The 18034-nt window shown below is 43.4% G+C and carries 17 protein-coding genes, 1 tRNA gene, 1 rRNA gene and 2 riboswitches (1 of these 21 cut by a window edge); of the genes, 7 read left to right on the forward strand and 12 right to left on the reverse strand.

Translation table 11 applies throughout. The features are described 5' to 3' along the window. Window positions 1-1124 (reverse strand): 16S ribosomal RNA (locus NSQ16_RS16065) (it extends 426 nt beyond the left edge of the window). Between the two features lie 465 nt (window positions 1125-1589). After that, a riboswitch (TPP riboswitch) is annotated at window positions 1590-1691 on the forward strand. 99 nt (window positions 1692-1790) lie between these two features. Here NSQ16_RS16065 and thiT point away from each other — a divergent pair. Beyond that, a complete protein-coding gene (gene thiT, locus NSQ16_RS16070; protein WP_003228966.1) occupies window positions 1791-2369 on the forward strand; it encodes an energy-coupled thiamine transporter ThiT in 579 nt (192 codons plus the stop codon). 42 nt (window positions 2370-2411) lie between these two features. Here the strand turns inward: thiT and NSQ16_RS16075 are convergent, their stop codons facing one another. From NSQ16_RS16075 to NSQ16_RS16085, 3 genes are read right to left on the reverse strand one after another with little or no spacing between them, the layout of a single operon-like run. Continuing rightward, window positions 2412-2933 (reverse strand): GNAT family N-acetyltransferase, encoded by a 522-nt coding sequence (locus tag NSQ16_RS16075; protein WP_070547681.1) that lies wholly within the window; start codon window positions 2931-2933, stop codon window positions 2412-2414. 17 nt (window positions 2934-2950) lie between these two features. Continuing rightward, on the reverse strand, window positions 2951-4480 hold the full coding sequence (gene floT, locus NSQ16_RS16080; protein ID WP_003228960.1) for a flotillin lipid rafts scaffold protein FloT: 1530 nt from the start codon (window positions 4478-4480) through the stop codon (window positions 2951-2953). A 20-nt stretch (window positions 4481-4500) separates the two neighbouring features. Further along, entirely contained in the window at window positions 4501-5025 is a 525-nt protein-coding gene (locus NSQ16_RS16085) for a hypothetical protein (RefSeq protein ID WP_327837245.1), read from the reverse strand. A gap of 167 nt (window positions 5026-5192) precedes the next feature. Between NSQ16_RS16085 and NSQ16_RS16090 the strand changes: the two genes are divergently transcribed. After that, a complete protein-coding gene (locus tag NSQ16_RS16090) occupies window positions 5193-5681 on the forward strand; it encodes a DinB family protein (RefSeq protein WP_327837247.1) in 489 nt (162 codons plus the stop codon). 5 nt (window positions 5682-5686) lie between these two features. On the opposite strand, the gene NSQ16_RS16095 is transcribed toward NSQ16_RS16090, so the two are convergent. From NSQ16_RS16095 to betB, 3 genes are all read right to left on the reverse strand, one after another. Next, a complete protein-coding gene (locus NSQ16_RS16095) occupies window positions 5687-6265 on the reverse strand; it encodes an MOSC domain-containing protein (protein ID WP_003243361.1) in 579 nt (192 codons plus the stop codon). An 87-nt stretch (window positions 6266-6352) separates the two neighbouring features. After that, window positions 6353-7561, reverse strand: coding sequence for a choline dehydrogenase (gbsB, locus tag NSQ16_RS16100; protein WP_339232742.1), 1209 nt, complete (start codon window positions 7559-7561; stop codon window positions 6353-6355). 16 nt (window positions 7562-7577) lie between these two features. After that, window positions 7578-9050 (reverse strand): betaine-aldehyde dehydrogenase, encoded by a 1473-nt coding sequence (gene betB / locus NSQ16_RS16105; protein WP_339232309.1) that lies wholly within the window; start codon window positions 9048-9050, stop codon window positions 7578-7580. A gap of 198 nt (window positions 9051-9248) precedes the next feature. Between betB and gbsR the strand changes: the two genes are divergently transcribed. From gbsR to ktrB, 4 genes are all read left to right on the forward strand, one after another. Next, the gene (gene gbsR, locus NSQ16_RS16110) at window positions 9249-9791 is read left to right on the forward strand and encodes a transcriptional regulator GbsR (RefSeq protein WP_015251366.1); all 543 of its coding nucleotides are present in this window, start codon (window positions 9249-9251) and stop codon (window positions 9789-9791) included. Window positions 9792-9987: 196 nt separating this feature from the next. Continuing rightward, entirely contained in the window at window positions 9988-10533 is a 546-nt protein-coding gene (bslA, locus tag NSQ16_RS16115; protein WP_003243556.1) for a biofilm surface layer hydrophobin BslA, read from the forward strand. Window positions 10534-10677: 144 nt separating this feature from the next. Then, window positions 10678-10826: riboswitch (cyclic di-AMP (ydaO/yuaA leader) on the forward strand. Between the two features lie 72 nt (window positions 10827-10898). Further along, on the forward strand, window positions 10899-11567 hold the full coding sequence (gene ktrA, locus NSQ16_RS16120) for a potassium uptake protein KtrA (RefSeq protein WP_003228942.1): 669 nt from the start codon (window positions 10899-10901) through the stop codon (window positions 11565-11567). A 6-nt stretch (window positions 11568-11573) separates the two neighbouring features. Beyond that, complete coding sequence (ktrB, locus tag NSQ16_RS16125; RefSeq protein ID WP_339232310.1) at window positions 11574-12911, forward strand: Ktr system potassium transporter KtrB; 1338 nt, start codon at window positions 11574-11576, stop codon at window positions 12909-12911. Between the two features lie 35 nt (window positions 12912-12946). Here ktrB and NSQ16_RS16130 read toward each other — a convergent pair whose 3' ends face one another. The 3 genes from NSQ16_RS16130 to NSQ16_RS16140 all read right to left on the reverse strand — a co-directional run bounded on the left by NSQ16_RS16130 (window position 12947) and on the right by NSQ16_RS16140 (window position 15863). Then, a complete protein-coding gene (locus NSQ16_RS16130; RefSeq protein ID WP_003222348.1) occupies window positions 12947-13210 on the reverse strand; it encodes a YiaA/YiaB family protein in 264 nt (87 codons plus the stop codon). Between the two features lie 108 nt (window positions 13211-13318). Then, the gene (gene lytG, locus NSQ16_RS16135) at window positions 13319-14167 is read right to left on the reverse strand and encodes an exo-glucosaminidase LytG (RefSeq protein ID WP_339232311.1); all 849 of its coding nucleotides are present in this window, start codon (window positions 14165-14167) and stop codon (window positions 13319-13321) included. A 160-nt stretch (window positions 14168-14327) separates the two neighbouring features. Next, window positions 14328-15863 carry an MFS transporter gene (locus tag NSQ16_RS16140; RefSeq protein ID WP_339232313.1) on the reverse strand — a complete coding sequence of 512 codons (1536 nt, stop codon included), beginning with the start codon at window positions 15861-15863 and terminating at the stop codon, window positions 14328-14330. 518 nt (window positions 15864-16381) lie between these two features. Between NSQ16_RS16140 and cdoA the strand changes: the two genes are divergently transcribed. Further along, the gene (gene cdoA, locus NSQ16_RS16145) at window positions 16382-16867 is read left to right on the forward strand and encodes a cysteine dioxygenase (protein WP_029726532.1); all 486 of its coding nucleotides are present in this window, start codon (window positions 16382-16384) and stop codon (window positions 16865-16867) included. A 106-nt stretch (window positions 16868-16973) separates the two neighbouring features. Here cdoA and NSQ16_RS16150 read toward each other — a convergent pair. Together NSQ16_RS16150 and NSQ16_RS16155 are read right to left on the reverse strand one after the other, a co-directional pair. Then, a tRNA-Ala gene (locus NSQ16_RS16150) sits at window positions 16974-17046 on the reverse strand. A gap of 106 nt (window positions 17047-17152) precedes the next feature. Continuing rightward, on the reverse strand, window positions 17153-17983 hold the full coding sequence (locus tag NSQ16_RS16155) for an undecaprenyl-diphosphate phosphatase (protein WP_014477785.1): 831 nt from the start codon (window positions 17981-17983) through the stop codon (window positions 17153-17155). Window positions 17984-18034: the final 51 nt, after the last annotated feature.

The following is an 18034-nucleotide window of genomic DNA, read 5'->3' on the forward strand; positions in this document are numbered from 1 at the left end:
AAGGGTTGCGCTCGTTGCGGGACTTAACCCAACATCTCACGACACGAGCTGACGACAACCATGCACCACCTGTCACTCTGCCCCCGAAGGGGACGTCCTATCTCTAGGATTGTCAGAGGATGTCAAGACCTGGTAAGGTTCTTCGCGTTGCTTCGAATTAAACCACATGCTCCACCGCTTGTGCGGGCCCCCGTCAATTCCTTTGAGTTTCAGTCTTGCGACCGTACTCCCCAGGCGGAGTGCTTAATGCGTTAGCTGCAGCACTAAGGGGCGGAAACCCCCTAACACTTAGCACTCATCGTTTACGGCGTGGACTACCAGGGTATCTAATCCTGTTCGCTCCCCACGCTTTCGCTCCTCAGCGTCAGTTACAGACCAGAGAGTCGCCTTCGCCACTGGTGTTCCTCCACATCTCTACGCATTTCACCGCTACACGTGGAATTCCACTCTCCTCTTCTGCACTCAAGTTCCCCAGTTTCCAATGACCCTCCCCGGTTGAGCCGGGGGCTTTCACATCAGACTTAAGAAACCGCCTGCGAGCCCTTTACGCCCAATAATTCCGGACAACGCTTGCCACCTACGTATTACCGCGGCTGCTGGCACGTAGTTAGCCGTGGCTTTCTGGTTAGGTACCGTCAAGGTACCGCCCTATTCGAACGGTACTTGTTCTTCCCTAACAACAGAGCTTTACGATCCGAAAACCTTCATCACTCACGCGGCGTTGCTCCGTCAGACTTTCGTCCATTGCGGAAGATTCCCTACTGCTGCCTCCCGTAGGAGTCTGGGCCGTGTCTCAGTCCCAGTGTGGCCGATCACCCTCTCAGGTCGGCTACGCATCGTTGCCTTGGTGAGCCGTTACCTCACCAACTAGCTAATGCGCCGCGGGTCCATCTGTAAGTGGTAGCCGAAGCCACCTTTTATGTTTGAACCATGCGGTTCAAACAACCATCCGGTATTAGCCCCGGTTTCCCGGAGTTATCCCAGTCTTACAGGCAGGTTACCCACGTGTTACTCACCCGTCCGCCGCTAACATCAGGGAGCAAGCTCCCATCTGTCCGCTCGACTTGCATGTATTAGGCACGCCGCCAGCGTTCGTCCTGAGCCAGGATCAAACTCTCCGATAAATGGATCACAGGTTAAGTTCACCGCATCCTGCGGCGACACCTGTGTGACCTGCGTCTTGCAGGCCCTAGTTTGACTGACTACGCACATCGCTGTGCGATTTTTAAAAACTGAATTAACAGGTACGTTTTGTCTTGTTTAGTTTTCAAAGATCATTTCGTTACTTCTCAATGAAGCAGCTTTACTAATATAACATTCAACTTCTTTTTTGTCAACAACTTTTTTAAAGTTGTTTTGAAGCATCTAGTTTGTGTCCGCTGTGCATCAGCGACGTTTAATAATATAACACCTGTATTTATTTATTGCAATAGTTTTTTGAAAAAATCTATAAAACAAATAAACTATAATCCTCGCCATGATTTCTAAAGCGTGTGTATCATATAAGTTTCTTAAAAGAACATATACATCAGTCATGTGATCTTGTTGTTTTTTTCGTTTTCTTGTATAGTAGAAACGAACTAAATACTGATGACCACAAGGGGAGCATTAAAGCTGAGAGTGAGCGGTTTCGTTCTGACCCTTTGAACCTGTTAGTTAACGCTGGCGTAGGGATGTGGCAAAGTCAAATGAATTGCAGATCGTAAAGCAGTGCGTGGAACTTTTCTCATCCTTCCGCGTGCTGCTTTTTTGTTGTCCTTTTGGTTGTCTATCAATGGAAGGAGATAGATATGAATCAATCTAAGCAACTGGTTCGCCTTATTGAAATTGCCATTATGACAGCGGCAGCCGTTATTTTAGACATTGTCTCAGGAATGTTTCTTAGCATGCCTCAAGGAGGCTCGGTCTCCATCATGATGATTCCGATCTTTTTAATTTCGTTTCGCTGGGGTGTCAAAGCAGGTCTTACTACAGGTTTGTTGACAGGTCTAGTACAAATAGCAATCGGAAACTTGTTTGCTCAACATCCTGTACAGCTATTGTTAGATTACATTGTCGCTTTCGCAGCAATCGGCATAAGCGGCTGTTTCGCTTCTTCTGTCCGTAAAGCCGCTGTATCAAAAACAAAAGGGAAATTGATTGTTTCAGTGGTCAGCGCAGTTTTTATCGGCAGTTTGCTGCGCTATGCCGCGCATGTCATTTCAGGAGCTGTGTTTTTCGGCAGCTTTGCTCCAAAAGGAACACCGGTATGGATTTATTCTTTAACTTATAATGCGACTTACATGGTTCCTTCATTCATTATTTGTGCAATTGTCCTATGTCTATTATTTATGACAGCACCCCGTTTGCTTAAAAGTGACAAAGCGTAAAAATAACAATCCCCCCAGCGAATTCCGCTGGGGGATTGTTCGTTATCTGTTAAGAAGTGTTTTTAAAGCTGAAAGATCCGGCCAGCCAAGACCTACTTCTTTCAACCTTACTCCGGCAATTTCAAAGTTGTCCTCCGCTACTCTTTCAGGTGAATAAGCCTGATAAAATATTATCGAGGGATTCTGCTCAATAACCCAAACAAACATACTTGAAAAGCCATGTTGAAGCAAATACTCCGCTCCTTTTGCTAAGAGCGCCCTGCCTGCACCTTGCCGCTGGCGCTCTTCCAGAAGATAAATAGCGTATAACTCGCCGTCATAGCCTTCTTGTTCAGAGCGAATAGGTCCAAATGAAGCAAAGCCGAATACTGAACCCTTTTCGTCCTGAGCAACAAATACTCCCTTTAACGAGCGACTTTTCCATTTGTCTTCAAATTCCTTATAGTTCAGGCTGTTTAAATAATCAATCGGGATAATTTCGTGGTATGTTGTCCTCCAGCTGTCTACATGCACTTTTGCAATGTCCTTTATATCCTCTAACTTCGCTTCACGTACAGTTACCATACGGTTCTGCCCTTTCCTTACTCTGATTTTTGGATCGTTTTGGCTTCTTTGATTTCATTTGTTAATTCATTAATGCTTTGTTTTACGTTTCCTTTTCCTGAAAAGTTCTCAAGCATTTCTTTTACATCAATTCCTGAGGATGCTTTTAAACTTTCTTGCAAACTTGACATTAAGTTCGTCGCATAGCTGGTTACTTTGTTTGCTCCGCTTGATTCACCGCTTCCTCCTGTATCGACAACGGTGATTTTATCAATATTTGAAAGAGGTGCCGCTGCTTGTTTCGCGTATTCCGGAAGCATTTTGACAATCATATCGAAAATCGCCGCCTGCCCGTACTGTTCAAAGGCGGCCGCAATTTTCTCTTTTGCTTCCGCTTCTGCAAGACCTTTCAGGCGGATAACCTCTGCCTCTGTCTCTCCTTTCGCTTTTTCCGCTTCTGCTTTTGCTAGCCCGTCAATTCTTACTTTTTCCGCCTCAGCCTTTGCCATTGCTTCAATACTGTACTTCTTGGCATCGGCTTCCGCGAGCTGTTTGGCTTTCTCAGCTGCTGCGGACTGCTCAACAGAATAACGGTCTGCATCGGCTTTTTTCTTTACCTCTGAGTCGTATTGACGTTCACGGCGAAGAATTTCTTTTTCTTCTAGTTCTATTTGTTTTTGGCGTTCGATAATTTTAACCTGCATTTCCTGCTCTGTGACTTGCTGGCGCGCTCTGGCAGTCTCTAAATCATATGCCTGGTCGGCATTCGCTTTTGCCGTATCTTGTTCTCTGCGGAATTCAGCCATTTTGAGCTGATTGATTTTTTCAGCTTCAGCGATTTCCGTCGCCCGTTCAAGTTCTGATTTTTTTGCGTCTTTATCGGCTTCTGCCCGCTTAATTCGGGTTTCTTTATCAGCCTCTGCTGTCGCGATATCAGCATCGCGTTTTACTTGGGCAATTCTCGGTTTCCCTAATGATTCAAGATAACCGTTTTTATCACGAACATCTTTAATGGTAAACGAGACGATTACAAGCCCCATTTTCGCGAGATCCTGTGAAGCGACACGCTGCACCTCTTGAGAGAATTTTTCTCTGTTTTTATAGATTTCTTCTACTGTCATTGAGCCGAGAATGGAACGAAGGTGGCCTTCTAAAACCTCCCGCGCTTCCTGCTCACGGTCGTCTTTTGATTTCCCTAAAAATTGTTCGGCCGCTGTAGCGATTTCTCCTATAGAACCGCCGATTTTAATAATCGCAGTTCCATCGGCCATTACTGGCACTCCTTGTTCTGTATAGACTTCAGGTGTCGAAACATCGAGTTTGCTTGATAATAAGCTTAGCGGCTCTGCCTGCTGGAAGACGGGAAGGACAAAGGTTCCTCCGCCGCGGACGATTTTAATACGGTTGCCGCCTTCATCGACATGAACATTTTTATTGCCCAGATAGCTCCCTGTTACAATTAACGCTTCATCAGGCCCTGCTGTACGATACTTCGTAATAAACACAGCTATTAGTGCAATTAATAAAAAGAATACAACTCCGATGATCATTATAATCGGCATTGTCATATCAAATTCCTCCTTGTATGTTAAATGGGTTCATGCGGAGTAACCGAAAGAACTCCGTTGTTAATATCTACGACTAACACCGTTGTCCCGTAACTGATCTGCTGATTATCAAAACTGACCGCTGACTTTGAAATGGTCCCGCCTATCCCTTCTATGACCACTTCACCAAACCCGTCAACCGGCACAGCTGTAATCACTTTACCGAGTCTTCCTCTGAGATCATCTTCTCTATATGCCAATGATTCTTCTGCAGATGATAATGGTACCAGTACAAAGATGTGAAGCAATACCGCCAGCATGATTGAAAGGATGCAAGATAAAAGCGCAATCAGCAAGCTCGACAGAGGCAATACGAGTTCACCTATATATCCGCCCGCTGAAAAACATGTGAAAAATGAGAGCACTAATGTCGGATTAAGAAACGGAATGCCTTCTGGCAGCCCTGCAAATACATCTCCGAAAAACAGAAATAACAGCGTAAGGCTGCCCGCAATAATAAGCGTATAAAGATAAATTGTTTGTATAGGTACTCCAAATAACTCCAATTTCCTCATCCTTTCTTCATCAATGCATTGATGAACGGCTGCCGTTACCATTAATACGTGACACCCCGGGAAAAGTTTCAAAATTTTAAGACAAATAACCCATTTGAAGTGCTTTATAAATGATAATTGCTTATATATATGGTAATGTCATTTTAGGAGGAGATATGATGAGTATCTTTAATGAAGCCAGATTAGAAACGTGGAACGAATTGAAAGGACTTTCTGACGAAAAGCTGAATCAAAAGCCTTCTGCTGAAGAATGGAGCATACGGGAAGTTCTTGACCATTTGAAAAAAATCGATATGACCGCACAAAAAATGTTGAAGGAACGTGTAAAGGACGCTCCGATTAAAGAAATTGAAGAAAAATTGCTTGAGGTAGCACAGGACAGAAATAATAAACGGAAAGCCCCGAGTCATCTTGAGCCTGCGCATGATTTTATTTCAGGCAGCCAAATGAAACGTGAGCTTGATGTGGTAAGAGAGCAGCTGACTGCTGCGATTGCCTCTCTGAAAGAAGAAGATTTTGAAAGAGTGCTTCCGCATCCTGTGTTTCAAGAGCTGACTGTCAGACAGTGGATCGATTTTATCGGCCATCATGAAAAACGGCACCTCAGCCAAATGAAAGAAATTAAAGAAAAGATAGAAAGGGCCTGATTTAATCAGACCCTTTCTGCTTTTCGTTTGACTTTTCGCTGATAGGAATGAACTTCTATTTCATCACCTGTGTAAACAGCACCAGGTCTCTCCACAATACAGACAATCCCTCTAATGCCCAGTGCGTGGCGGACGAAAGCCGACGCCAGCTTCGGTTGGTCCGGATAATAAGACTGAATGACTTCTCCCGGCTGGATACACGGATCATTTTCGCCCTCACACAGCAGAGCCGCTCCGCTCGGAAAAATAATCCGGCTTCCTTCTTTTAATGAAGTAAGATCTGGCATACCGCTGACTGCCACATTCGCCCCGAGCCATTCCGGCAAAATTCTCGGCACTCCCATTTTTAAAGCGATTTCGTTGCATTCCTCTATTGAAACAATTGAAATTTGTCTGCGGTTGAAAATTTCAGTCCCTCTTGAAAACATTGGTTCTCTGGCTCCCGCTTTTTTGGTCAGGCCAAAATGCAAGTCGCCGGGGATGCCGCCATAATCAAAATCAAGCTTGTCCATTTGCTTTGTTACGAAGCTTTTTGTATCTGCGATATATAAGCCTTCCGCTTTTGCAGTCATACGCTTCCACATCAGCTGGCACCTTCCTTCTTATCTAAAATTTCCACCTATGCTTCATTATCCCAAAAAATCCCGCTCTGTAAAGGAGCGGGATTTTGATTATACCGTTTTAGGCGTAAGGTTAAAGCAGCGTTTGTAGATCCAGTTGTATGCTTTTTCATTTAAATCTCTAGGGTTTCCGAAGGTTTGCGGATCTTTCATTGCTTCTTTAGACAAGCGTTCGATCATATCAGGTGATACTCCCTGCTCTTCTAAAGTCGGCACTTCTAAATCTTCGACCAGATCATACATCCAATTGACAGATGCTTTCGCAGCTTCTTCTGTTGTCATCTTGCTTGTATCAATACCGAACGCTTTCGCAATACGCGCAAACTTCTCAGGATAGCCCTTCCAGTTGTATTCCATGACAGGGCCCATCATCGCCGCTACACATTGGCCGTGAGCGACTGGGATAATACCGCCAAGCGTTTGGCTCATCGCATGAGCAGCGCCCGCTGATTCACTTCCGTAAGAAAGACCGGCAAGCATCGCAGCCTGCGCCATTCCGTACCTTGCTTCCAGATCCTCTCCATCAGCAAATGCCCTCTTGATGTAATGAGCGGCATACTCAATCGCCATTAAGGCAACCGCATCCGTGATTGGCTGTGCAAATTTCATTGTATAGCACTCAATGGCATGGGCGAGCGCATCAATTCCCGTCATAGCTGTTACATGCGGAGGCATTGAAACATGAAGCTCAGGATCAATGATTGTCAAGTGCGCTGCAATCAGCGGACCGCCCGTGTTGAATTTGAATTCTCTTTCTTCATCTGTGATAACCGCCCATTGGGTTACTTCTGATCCGGTTCCAGCTGTAGTGGGAATTGTCGTCAGCGGAGGAATGCGGTTTTCCAGCGGTTTTTTCCCATCTGCCGCTTCATAATCAAGCACGCTTCCTTCGTGAGTCGCTTCTACTCCGATTGCTTTTGCTGTATCCATGGAGCTTCCGCCTCCGACTGCCACCAAACCATTACAGTTCTCTTTTTTGTAAAGCTCAGATCCTTCATTCACCAGACGGACAGGCGGGTTTGGCTCAACTTTATTAAAGAGTACCACTTCAATGCCTGCTTCTTTAAGTGATTCGATTACGGGATCAGCAACACCGGCTTTATAAATCCCAGGGTCTGTGACAAGGAGCGCTTTTGAAACGCCCAGTGCAGCTACTTCCTCACCCGTATGCTTGATGGATCCGATTCCATGCTTAATCACAGTCGGAATTTCAAATGTGTGGAATTTCTGCATGCTTTCTACCTTCATATTTAATGTCATCATCAATCTCCCCCTCTTATGAATTGAACCAGTTAACCGCTGCCGGTTTTGTATTGCGGTATACATGTTTGACTTCTGTGTATTCTTCAAGGCCTATTTTTCCAAGCTCGCGTCCGAACCCGGATTGCTTATATCCGCCCCATGGCGCTTGTGCAAAGTACGGATGAAAATCGTTGATCCAAACGGTTCCCATTCTCAAGCGGGCAGCTACCCGTTCGCACTTTTCAATGTCTTTTGACCATACCGCTCCAGCCAAGCCATAGATGGTATCATTCGCAAGCTCGATTACCTCTTCTTCAGAGCTGAAGGTTTCGACTGTCAATACAGGACCGAAAACCTCTTCCTGAACGATTCTCATGTCAGAATTACAGTTTGAGAAAATAGTAGGTTCATAGAAAAAGCCGTTTTGAAGCTCAGGATCTTCCGGGCGTTTGCCTCCTGTCTCCAGCTTCGCGCCTTCCTCTATTCCGATCTCAACATATTTTTCTACCTTTGCCCTGTGCTCCGCCGAAATAAGCGGACCGCTTTCTGTCTCAGCATGAAAACCGTTTCCGAGTTTTATGCGTTTTGCCCGTTTGACCAGCTCCGCCAAAAATTGATCATGAATGGCATCCTCAACAAGCAAGCGGGAACCTGCAGAGCATACTTGGCCGGCGTGGAAAAATACAGCGTTTAAGGCCTGATCAACCGCAACTTCTAAATCCGCGTCCTTGAAAACAATATTTGGGTTTTTCCCGCCAAGTTCAAGGGCGATTTTTTTGACGTTTCCGCTTGCCGCCCGCATGATTTTTTTGCCTGTTTCAATTCCGCCCGTAAATGAAATCAAATCGACGTCTTTGTTTACGGCAAGCTCGTCGCCCACTGTGGCTCCCGGTCCAAGAACAAGATTTGCAACACCTTTTGGAACACCGGCTTCTTCCATCAGCTTAAAGACTTTGATTGTCGTCAGCGGCGTAATCTCACTCGGCTTCATGACGATTGTGTTTCCTGCGGCCAGTGCAGGGGCGATTTTCCAGCTCGCTTGAAGGAGCGGATAATTCCATGGAGTGATCTGGCCGCAAACCCCGATTGGCTCCCTAATAATTTTGCTTTCTGAATCAGGAATCGGAGATGAAATGATCTCTCCGCCATCTTTGTCTGCCAAGCCGGCGTAATATTGAAAAACATTGGCGATATCGTCCATATCGGCCTTGCTTTCTTCGAGTGTTTTTCCTGTATCAAGAGATTCAAGCTCAGCCAGCTCCTCAAGATCGCGTCTGATTAATTCCGCAATTTTCAGAACAATTTTCCCGCGTTCAAGCCCGGATAGCGAAGACCATTCTCCTTTGTCAAATGCTCTACGTGCGGCTGCGATTGCTTTGATGGCGTCCTCTCGCCCTCCCTCGCTTACAGTTGCAATTTCTTTTTGATTAAATGGGTTGATAATACTGCGGATCTGTTCTTTTTCGGCACTGATCCATTCTCCGTCAATGAATAATGTTTGACTCATATAAGCCTCCTTGACGTAAATAAAGTTTGTTAAATAAAAATTTAATGTTTTTAACAACCTTAATCTAACATATGGTTTTTAAACTGTCAAAGTCCCATTTTGATTTTTCTTTTTGACTTTTCCTCATGTTTCGTTAAGATAAAGAACATAAAGAAATAACTTAACGAATTTAATTTTCTAAAGGAAAAGAGGGTCAGTATGGATGAAAATCCAGAATTTGCAGCTATAGAACAGGCTCGGGATCTTGTTATTGACTCCATTGCTGAAACGATGGATCTTTACGGAATTACCCGCAGTGTCGGGATTTTATATGGGACGATGTATATGAGGGATGAGATGACGCTTGACGAAATGCGTGAGGAGTTGCAAATGAGCAAACCAAGCATGAGCACTGGCGTCAAAAAGCTTCAAGACTTAAATGTAGTGAAAAAAACATTTCACCGGGGCATCCGCAAGCATACATTTGTGGCTGAGAAGGATTTCTTTAAATTTTTCACAAATTTCTTTCCACCTAAATGGGAGCGGGAGGTTCAAGTGAATGTAACAGCGATCGAGGAAGCACAAGCTGATTTACAAAAGGTTTTAAGCAAGGAAGATCTCGATGAGGATATCAAAAATGAAGCACTGCAGTTATATGATCAGCTGGAAAGCTCTAAAGCTTACTATGACTGGCTGAAACGGCTTGCTGAATCGGTGCAGACCGGAGAAATTTTTAAATTTATACCGATCGAAACAAAGTAAAGCAGAAAACGCCTGGGAAACCAGGCGTTTTTTTGATGTAACTACTACAAATTTGAAAAATACGGGAAAAACACCCCATTTACTTCCAAAATATTTGATGGTAATTTTATGTAGGTAAAATTTGTATTTGGCCTTCAGAGGAGGTGAAAAGCGGGCAGGCCTGTTTAATTTATCATTTTTTAGGGGGAATTTTGTTATGAAACGCAAATTATTATCTTCTTTGGCAATTAGTGCATTAAGTCTTGGGTTACTCGTTTCTGCACCTACAGCTTCTTTCGCGGCTGAATCTACATCAACTAAAGCTCATACTGAATCTACTATGAGAACACAGTCTACAGCTTCATTGTTCGCAACAATCACTGGCGCCAGCAAAACGGAATGGTCTTTCTCAGATATCGAATTGACTTACCGTCCAAACACGCTTCTCAGCCTTGGCGTTATGGAGTTTACATTGCCAAGCGGATTTACTGCAAACACGAAAGACACATTGAACGGAAATGCCTTGCGTACAACACAGATCCTCAATAACGGGAAAACAGTAAGAGTTCCTTTGGCACTTGATTTGTTAGGAGCTGGCGAATTTAAATTAAAACTGAATAACAAAACACTTCCTGCCGCAGGTACATATACTTTCCGTGCAGAGAATAAATCATTAAGCATCGGAAATAAATTTTACGCAGAAGCCAGCATTGACGTGGCTAAGCGCAGCACTCCTCCGACTCAGCCTTGCGGTTGCAACTAATGTAAAAGACCGGTTAACGCCGGTCTTTTTTGCGTTTTACCCTCCCCTTTTTCTCTAATTCCCGTTATCTTTTTTCTGGTTTAAAATTTAAATTGACAAACACTAGAAACAGGAGTAAATTCTTGAGTGTTCAATTTCATACAGTCTCTTTTATCGCTTAATCAAACACGAACGGGGGAACCAACGATTGGCTGTTTTATTAACAGCCTTGGGGTGAATCTTACTAAGTAAGAGGGGGTACTCTGAATCCCTAATCCGACAGCTAACCTCGTAGGCGTATACAGAGAGGAGGTCTATTATCGGCCATTCTTTGCAATGGTCTTTTTTGCTTCAAAAACGTTAATTCACTAAGGGAGATATGAACATTGGGAAGAATTAAAAATAAGCAATTTGCCGTGATCGGGCTGGGCCGATTTGGCGGCAGCATTTGTAAAGAACTTCATAGAATGGGGCATGAGGTCCTTGCGGTTGATATCAACGAAGAAAAGGTCAATGCATATGCTTCTTACGCCACTCATGCGGTAATTGCCAACGCCACCGAAGAAAACGAATTGCTTTCATTAGGAATACGCAATTTTGAATATGTGATTGTTGCCATCGGAGCAAATATTCAAGCGAGTACGCTGACCACCCTATTATTAAAGGAGCTTGATATTCCAAATATTTGGGTGAAGGCTCAAAACTATTATCATCACAAGGTGCTTGAAAAAATCGGCGCTGACCGCATTATTCATCCCGAAAAAGATATGGGGGTTAAAATCGCACAAAGCCTTTCAGACGAAAATGTTTTGAATTACATTGATCTATCTGATGAATACAGTATTGTCGAGCTGCTGGCTACGCGCAAGCTTGATTCAAAATCGATTATTGACCTGAATGTAAGAGCAAAGTACGGCTGCACGATCCTGGCCATCAAACATCATGGAGATATCTGTCTTTCCCCCGCGCCTGAAGACATCATTCACGAGCAAGATTGCCTGGTGATCATGGGCCACAAAAAGGATATTAAACGTTTTGAAAACGAAGGGATGTAGACAAAGGTGACACTTCAAAAGGATAAAGTGATCAAATGGGTTCGGTTTACACCGCCTCAAGTGCTTGCCATTGGTTTTTTCCTTACCATTATCATCGGGGCTGTCCTATTAATGCTTCCGATTTCCACTACGAAGCCATTGTCATGGATAGATGCCCTTTTTACTGCGGCTTCCGCTACAACTGTTACAGGGCTTGCTGTTGTCGATACCGGTACTCAATTTACGGTATTCGGGCAAACAGTTATTATGGGGCTGATTCAGATTGGCGGGCTTGGATTTATGACATTTGCGGTCTTGATCGTCATGATATTAGGAAAAAAAATCGGCTTAAAAGAACGAATTCTCGTCCAGGAAGCCTTAAACCAGCCGACAATCGGCGGTGTCATTGGCCTTGTCAAAGTCCTGTTTCTGTTTTCGATCAGTATTGAATTGATAGCAGCACTCATTTTATCCATCCGGCTTGTACCTCAGTACGGCTGGTCATCCGGCTTGTTTGCAAGTTTGTTTCACGCAATTTCTGCTTTTAACAATGCCGGGTTTTCGCTGTGGCCTGATAATTTGATGAGCTACGTTGGCGATCCTACAGTAAACCTCGTGATTACTTTCTTATTTATTACAGGAGGGATCGGATTTACGGTTCTGTTTGATGTGATGAAAAATCGGCGTTTTAAAGCTTTTTCTTTACATACAAAGCTCATGCTTACAGGAACGCTGATGTTGAATGCGATTGCTATGCTTACGGTCTTTATTTTAGAATACAGCAACCCCGGCACGCTCGGCCACCTGCATATAGTGGATAAACTGTGGGCGTCCTATTTTCAGGCAGTGACGCCGAGAACCGCAGGCTTCAATTCTCTAGATTTTGGAAGCATGAGAGAAGGAACAATTGTATTTACTTTATTATTGATGTTTATCGGAGCAGGAAGCGCATCAACGGCGAGCGGCATTAAGCTGACTACGTTCATCGTGATTTTAACATCTGTTATTGCTTACTTGAGAGGTAAAAAAGAAACGGTTATTTTCCGCCGTTCCATCAAATATCCGATTATCATTAAAGCTTTAGCTGTGAGCGTCACCAGTTTGTTCATCGTGTTTTTAGGGATTTTCGCCCTGACGATCACAGAACAAGCGCCATTTCTTCAAATTGTGTTTGAAACCTTTTCCGCATTCGGAACTGTCGGCCTTACGATGGGGCTTACTCCTGAACTGACAACAGCTGGCAAGTGTATCATTATTGTCATCATGTTTATCGGAAGAATTGGTCCTTTAACGTTCGTGTTTTCATTCGCAAAAACAGAGCAATCAAATATCCGTTACCCTGATGGCGAAGTGTTTACAGGGTGATATCAAAAAATCCGGCGTGCAGTCGCCGGATTTTTTTATGATTCGATATGAGATTGATTTTGTCTTTTTTCCTGTTCCGCGATGATTTCGTTATCCTCCGCATTATCACGGGTCACTTTTTGTGTAAGAATCGCACCAACTGCTACAAGTATCATAACAGCGATGTAATAACCTTTTTCATTGAGTTCCAGATTATCAGCATTATAGAGTCCGATACTAAACAAAAATACTCCCGCAAAAAAAGTAAAATAAGCTAATACTGTAAAGGCAACCGTGTTTCTGCGTCTATATTTCTGCACCTTTGTTCCCTCCCGAAAGCATAGTTAAAAAGTGATAACTTCCGTGGAATATTATACCTCAAATTCCCCGGATTGGAACAAAGAATTAAAAATACCAGTAAAAAGGGCTTAGGTTGCCTCCTTTATTTCAACAGCTGAATCATCAATCCAGCCAATAAGTTTATCATTGATTTGGAATTGGTACCATATAGACTGGCCTTTCTGTTTTTTAGACACAACCTTTATGTCTTTGCCGACGTAAGATTGGGCAGAGGTAAGCCTTATGGACCGATCATCAGTAGAAGGCTTGGACCATACGTCTTGAACGGCACAGTCTTTAATAGAGGCGTTTAAATCCACAGATTTGAGGGATGGATTTACCTCATCGTACTCATCTAAATCGTATTTTTCCACAATAGCACTGATTTTGTCAGCGTAGTCAGGGTCTGTAGCATATCCTGATGTTTGCAGGGCGGTTGCCGCTTCCTTATAATTCCCTGCCTCAAGCACCGGTTTATACTTCTTTTTATTCCACGATGTGCCACGGACGAACAATTGGGCGTGATCATCCATAGATTCAAAAAACGTGCTGTATTTTCGAAACTTCGCGCGAATGGTTTTTCTTTTCCCTTTTTCAACTTCGTCCGTTTCCATCGTGACATGATGGCCTTTATAATTCCCTTTTACGCCAAAAAGGTTGTTGGCCTTAGCAGCCAGTTCACTGTTCCCCCAGTCCGATTCGAGAATGGCCTGAGCAATTGTAATGCTGGGGAGAACATGGTATTTTTCATACAAAATTTGGGCATGTCCGGACAGACTGTCTATAAATACTTGCTGTTCATCGATTTCTTCAGTTTCTTTGGATGTTTCAATCGGTTTTGATAAAGTTGTCGCTAAAACAAACAGAGCTAGCGGAATCGATACAATGAAAAATAGTGAAATCAAGAGTTTACGTTTTTTAAGTTTTTTACGGGCCATGAAAACCTTCCTTCGAATTAAAAGATTACGAATGTAAAAGAATCTACCTTTTAGAATTTTACTTGCACTTCTAATATTTTTCAATTCTTTAGGGATAAAGTTGGGAAAAGATTGCAAAACAAAAACCTTTTCGCTCAATGAAAAGGTTTTTACCATGTTTCTATTTTTGTAAATTTCTGAGTGCATTCCGATATTCCGTATCATTTATTACTTTATATGATTTGACAGTTGCCTTCGACAAACCTTCTGCTGAAACGGCCGGTTTTTCCGGAGCTGTTTTCGCTTTATCATGTGGTTTATGTGCCAGCTTGTGCCCCATTCCAGTGGCATTCATACAAAATGACAGGCAGACGAGCAGCACGCTAAGGATAAAAGAAATGAAGAAGAGATCATGATAAGCAGTCATCATAGAATCCTGTACCGAACCGCTTTGTCTGGCAGCATCTTTTTTCGTGAAAAAGCCGATGAGAATAGGAACTCCCATATAGACAAACAATCTTAAAAACTGAACAGCTGTCATTCTCTTGACCAAATCAGGCAGCGGGCCTCCCATGGCAGCTCCCATCAGCCCTGCGGCGACTGTCAGGCCTGTTCCCGCTGCAAGCATGATAAACAGTGCCGCGAACATATAAAGAGATGATCGATCCTGCATATGCAGCCATTGAAAATTCACAAAGACGAGAATGAGTCCGCCGATAATACCGAGCATCCCTGGTCCGACTTTATCGTATAACAGAGCGCTTAAAATGGCCGCGATCGCCACTCCAATTAAAAGAGTCAAGTTTAAAAAAATGAGATGCTCCTGAGAAATATCATACATTTGACGGAGCAAGCCTTGAAAAGCAGACAGGCTGACAGCTACCGTTATCGTCCCTGCAGCTATGATCAATAAGCCAAGCACCGGTTTTGGCAGCAGCATCAGTTTAATAGATATGAATGGGTTTTTCACTTTATATTCCACAATCAATAGACCAATGAGCAAACATAACGTCACCCCGAAACCAATCCATACATAACCCGATAACAGCCCCCATTTTTGCAGAAAAATGAATGAAACCGCTGAGGCTGCGGCAAGGAAAACAGATAAAAGAATTCCCGCATGATCAAGCGGCTGTTCTTGATCCGACGCCCCGTGATGCTCGTCATGAAGAAAGAAATAGCTCACCGCGACACCGATCAGGGACAAGGTGCCAAAGATGAAAAACAGCCATCTCCAATGCCCGCAGCTTGTTGCAATGGTTCCGAGGATTGTGCCGATGATAACAGAACCATAGAATCCCCCGATCAGCACAAGCAGTGCATAATTCCTGCGTTCAATCGGGAATGACAGTACAAGCATTGGAATCATAATCATCAGCATGACGCCTGTTGCCGCTCCCTGTAAAAAGCGCCCTGCCGCCATCCATGCAATATCGCCTGAACATGCGATGAGCAGTGAACCTAGTATAAAGACAGGTAATGAAGCCAGATAGACGGGACGAGCACCGAATTTTTTCCTCAGCAGCGGTCCTGCCGGAACTAACAAGGCAAAGGCCATATTGCCGATCAATATCGGATTTACTGATGTGAAGACACTTGTTCCAACCGCTTTCTGAACAAGGCCTTGAACTGACGACAATGCCGTGTTAGACATCAATCCCGGCCCGACCGCTAAGACGGCGAGCAAAGAAATCACCCAATAGTGTTTTGTCTTCATGTTGTCATTCCTTCCTATATGAATACATGCGAAACACATCATTTTTTGAAAACAAAAGAAGCTAATAGATTTTGCATACCATTAGCTTTCATTCTAATATTATCCCTTTCAGGGGAAATGATATTATTTTATTATAATTATGTGAATGAATGAGCATATAATCAAATATTATTTCAAATCGATTGTGTTTTGTCAATGGAGTAAATTTCAAGCACAACATAAAAAGTCTGAAAGCTTTTCCCCGATATTGTGTTTTGGAGCCAAGGGGCCTAGAACTGCACTTATGGAGCCCTGCTCGTTCCCTCAAGCGAATTAAAGCAGGCCGTTTTAATCCTTTCAATCCACTATTCCAACTAATAAACTCGAATAAGTTGGTGATAAGACAACATTTTGCCCCCACATTTTTTTGTGTTCACTGGGCGTTTGCCGCCTCTAAATTGTATATGGGTAAATACCATGAATTAACCTATGAAATACCAATGTAAGGAAATTCTAAATATTCCGGGAGGCAAAAACGAATGGAACTGTATGAGTGTATCCAAGACATTTTTAGCGGCTTGAAAAATCCATCGGTTAAAGATTTAGCAACGTCTTTAAAAAAAATTCCAAACGCAGCAAAATTAAGTCAACCGTATATTAAGGAACCAGACCAGTACGCTTACGGCCGAAATGCCATCTATCGAAATAATGAATTGGAAATTATCGTGATTAACATTCCGCCAAACAAGGAGACAACAGTACACGATCATGGTCAATCCATTGGTTGTGCAATGGTGTTAGAAGGAAAGCTTCTTAATTCTATTTATCGCTCAACCGGCGAACACGCAGAACTCTCCAATTCATACTTTGTCCACGAAGGAGAATGCCTTATTTCAACCAAAGGTTTAATTCACAAAATGTCCAATCCCACATCCGAACGAATGGTGTCTCTTCATGTCTACTCCCCTCCTTTGGAAGACATGACGGTCTTTGAGGAACAAAAGGAGGTATTGGAAAATTCATGATTGACAGATAAACTGCTCACTTTGACTTCGCTCAACTGGAGGATTCAGAGAATGAAACCTTTTCCTCAAAACAAAAAAACCCTTATAGAATAAGGGTTTAAAGGTATGGAGCCAAGGGGGCTCGAACCCCTGACCTCTACGCTGCCAGCGTAGCGCTCTCCCAGCTGAGCTATGGCCCCGTATGTAACGTCATGTTTATTATAGATGATTTTATTTTGAAAAACAAGCTGTTTCCTCTTGAATTGACAGAAAAAATAAGGCTCGTAAAAGAGCCTTATTTTCGACTTACATCATGATCAAAAGTAAAATCACACCGAGAATAATTCGATAGATAGCAAATGGGACAAGTTTGATTTTGTTAATCAGCCTTAAGAAGAAACGGACGACAAACAGTGCGACCACAAAGGCACAGATAAAGCCGACGATGAAAAATGGCATCAGATCCGAGCTTAAGCTGTCCCAATGCTTCACGAGGCTTAGAAAACTGGCTCCCATCATGATCGGCATCGCCATAATAAACGTAAAGTCGGCTGCAGCTCGGTGGTTTAATCCGAGAATAACACCTCCGGATATGGTTGAACCAGAACGTGAGAAACCCGGCCAAAGGGCAAGACATTGGAATAAGCCGACTGCTATCGCCTGTTTATAGGAAATGCGGTCGAGTGTGTCAGTCGCTGTTTTCCGCTTATTGACCCAGTCAGCAAAAAGCATCAGGATTGCCCCGGCAATTAAACCGATGGCCACAGTTTTGACAGAAAATAAATATTCATCAATGTAATCTTCAAACAAAAAGCCGAGAACAGCTGCAGGCACGAGTCCGACGGCAATTTGGGCAATGCTTAATTTATGTCCCTGCTCCTGGTCGCTTGTAATATTTTTTTTCAAGCCCAGTAAATTTAAAATTCGGTCTTTAAACACGATAGCTACTGCTAAAATGGAGCCTAGCTGAATAACCACCTTGAATGAGTTAGCAGCTTCTTCTGACATCAGATTACTTGATTTAAGCCAGATGTCGTCTACTATGATCATATGTCCTGTCGAAGAAACCGGCGCGTACTCTGTTAATCCTTCTACGATTCCTAAAATGGCGGCTACAAACAATTCCCATAGAGTCATGATTTTGATTCTCCCCATTAGACATTTATTTTTTTACATAACGGGAGCTTC

Origin of the sequence: Bacillus sp. PS108 (genome assembly GCF_037963335.1) — a bacterium.
GTDB lineage: Bacteria > Bacillota > Bacilli > Bacillales > Bacillaceae > Bacillus > Bacillus subtilis.

Coding starts and splice junctions, on each gene's coding strand:
- betB (WP_339232309.1), bottom strand. CDS start 9,050: ATGAGTCAAACATTATTCATTGACGGAGAATGGATCAGTGCCGAAAAA.
- cdoA (WP_029726532.1), top strand. CDS start 16,382: ATGGAACTGTATGAGTGTATCCAAGACATTTTTAGCGGCTTGAAAAAT.
- NSQ16_RS16155 (WP_014477785.1), bottom strand. CDS start 17,983: ATGACTCTATGGGAATTGTTTGTAGCCGCCATTTTAGGAATCGTAGAA.
- lytG (WP_339232311.1), bottom strand. CDS start 14,167: ATGGCCCGTAAAAAACTTAAAAAACGTAAACTCTTGATTTCACTATTT.
- NSQ16_RS16090 (WP_327837247.1), top strand. CDS start 5,193: ATGAGTATCTTTAATGAAGCCAGATTAGAAACGTGGAACGAATTGAAA.
- gbsR (WP_015251366.1), top strand. CDS start 9,249: ATGGATGAAAATCCAGAATTTGCAGCTATAGAACAGGCTCGGGATCTT.
- NSQ16_RS16075 (WP_070547681.1), bottom strand. CDS start 2,933: ATGGTAACTGTACGTGAAGCGAAGTTAGAGGATATAAAGGACATTGCA.
- NSQ16_RS16095 (WP_003243361.1), bottom strand. CDS start 6,265: ATGTGGAAGCGTATGACTGCAAAAGCGGAAGGCTTATATATCGCAGAT.
- bslA (WP_003243556.1), top strand. CDS start 9,988: ATGAAACGCAAATTATTATCTTCTTTGGCAATTAGTGCATTAAGTCTT.
- gbsB (WP_339232742.1), bottom strand. CDS start 7,561: ATGACATTAAATATGAAGGTAGAAAGCATGCAGAAATTCCACACATTT.
- NSQ16_RS16140 (WP_339232313.1), bottom strand. CDS start 15,863: ATGAAGACAAAACACTATTGGGTGATTTCTTTGCTCGCCGTCTTAGCG.
- floT (WP_003228960.1), bottom strand. CDS start 4,480: ATGACAATGCCGATTATAATGATCATCGGAGTTGTATTCTTTTTATTA.
- thiT (WP_003228966.1), top strand. CDS start 1,791: ATGAATCAATCTAAGCAACTGGTTCGCCTTATTGAAATTGCCATTATG.